This window comes from Arthrobacter sp. HMWF013, assembly GCF_003061105.1.
Lineage (GTDB): Bacteria > Actinomycetota > Actinomycetes > Actinomycetales > Micrococcaceae > Arthrobacter.
This window is the reverse complement of sequence record NZ_QAIQ01000373.1, coordinates 1-2,034: the sequence shown is the minus strand read 5'-3', so window position 1 is coordinate 2,034 and position 2,034 is coordinate 1. Positions and strand designations below refer to the sequence as shown.

Annotated in this window: 2 protein-coding genes; both read right to left on the bottom strand. The window is 66.7% G+C overall.

What is annotated here, in order from left to right; all coding sequences use genetic code 11:
- Window positions 1–201: 201 nt before the first annotated feature.
- Window positions 202–888 (bottom strand): LuxR C-terminal-related transcriptional regulator, encoded by a 687-nt coding sequence (locus DBR22_RS13810; protein ID WP_108599485.1) that lies wholly within the window; start codon window positions 886–888, stop codon window positions 202–204.
- The coding region (locus tag DBR22_RS13805) for a sensor histidine kinase (protein ID WP_258229201.1) at window positions 885–2,034 on the bottom strand (1,150 nt) is incomplete at its 5' end. The genes DBR22_RS13805 and DBR22_RS13810, both read right to left, overlap by 4 nt.

The following is a 2,034-nucleotide window of genomic DNA, read 5'->3' as shown; positions in this document are numbered from 1 at the left end:
CGCCACGGGTGTGGCGCGGCTCCAGGAGTTCCTCGGCAAGGCCCGGTAGGCACGCTCTCTCACTTAATGCAGGAAATGCACGGGCGCTCTCTCACTTTCTTGAGGAAAGTGAGAGAGCGTTTGTCGTTAAGCGACATTAAGTGAGAGAGCGTTGGGGAAAGGTTGCGTTAAGTGAGAGAGCGTTGGGGGGGTGGCGGATGCTTAGAGGAGGCGGCGCTCGGCGGCCCATTTGGTCAGCTCGTGCCTGCTGGACAGCTGGAGCTTCCGGAGCACCGCGGACACGTGGGTTTCCACGGTCTTGATGCTGATGAACAGCTCCTTGGCAACTTCCTTGTAGCTGTAGCCGCGGGCGATCAGGCGCATGACCTCGAGTTCGCGGGCGGAGAGTTTGTCCAGTTCATCGGCTATATCGGCCGGCGCGGTCCCAAAGGCATCGAGCACAAATCCAGCCAAGCGTGGCGAAAACACGGCGTCCCCGCCCGCCACCCGGAACACGGCGTCCGTGATCTCGGCGCCGGAAATGGTCTTGGTGACATAGCCGCGCGCACCGGCACGGATGACTGCCACCACATCTTCGGCGGCGTCAGAAACACTCAGCGCCAGGAATTTGGTGGTGGCCAGCAGGGACGCTGAACCCGCTATGACTTCCCGCCCGCCGCCGCCAAGGCCGCCTGGCAGGTGCACATCCAGAAGCACCACCTCCGGACGTTCCTGCGCGATCACGGCGATGGCCTGCTCCACGGTGGCAGCCTCGCCGACCACCTGGATACTCTCATCGAGATCGGCCTTGAGGCCGGAGCGGAAGATCGCGTGGTCATCCACGATCACCACACGTACCGACCTCGCAGGCCGGACCGGGCCGTTTCCGCCCCCTTGCACGTTGCTCATGATTTCCCTTCCACGTTGGCAGTCTGTGCCCCCGGCAACCCCGCCGGCATCCGAAGCCTGACTTCGGTGCCCCCGGGCGTGCTGGTGATGGACGCGGCTCCGCCGTGCCGCCGCATCCGGCCGATGATGGACTCCCGGACCCCCAGCCTGTCTTCGGGAACGTCCTGCAGATCGAATCCAGGCCCACGGTCCTTGATGAAGATTTCGGTATTCTCGCCGGAGACCTCGAGGTAGACGGACACAGCTCCGCCACCGTGCCGGGAGGCGTTCAGCATGGCCTCACGGCTGGCCTGGACCAGGGCTTCGTGGGCTTCGGTCATGGCTGTGTCTCCCACGCTGACCACCTCAACGGCGTTGCCGAGGAGGTCTTCCACCTCGGCAGCCACCGCTTTGATGCGGTCGGAGAGTTGCCCGGCGTCCTTGCCCGGATCCTGGAACAACCAACCCCTGAGTTCCCGTTCCTGTGCCCTGGCGAGGCGGACAACATCATGCTCGTTGCCGGCACGGCGCTGGATCAGGGCGAGAGTCTGCAGCACGGAATCGTGCAGATGGGCCGCGATCTCGGCCCGCTCCGTCTCACGGACCCGGCCGGCCCGCTCCGCCTCCAGCTCCCGCCAGAATTTCAATGCCCACGGCAGCAGGACCAGCACCACTCCGCCGAGCACCGCCACGGAGGCCAGGAGGGCCAGCCAGGTCTGTTCCCAGGACCCGGAGCCGGACACCATCACCAGGACACCGGCAACCACCAGCGCCAGCCCCGCGGCGAGGCGCGCCCAGCCGCCGGCCTGATCGGCCTTGGTTTTGTCCACGAGACCGGCCCGGCGCGTCTCATCCAGTTGCATCCACGCAATGGAAGCACCGCCAAGGACTGCGGCGGCGGGAATCAGGGTCCCCAGCGGTACATCGATACCCAGGAGCTGGGCGATCAGGATGCCGGCGACCAGGAGCAGCCCGGCACCCAGGAGGATCTCCTTGCCGTAACGCATCCCGCGGACCGTAAACCACGGCTGACGCACCGCGCCCGGGTAGTCTGGCCCGGCCCACGGCCCTTCCGCGGAGCCGGGTCCGGCGACACCGGCGGCCGCGCCCGCGGCAGGACCGGCAGCAGCGCCCGCGGCAGCACCGGCGTCGGCCTTTCCCCACAAC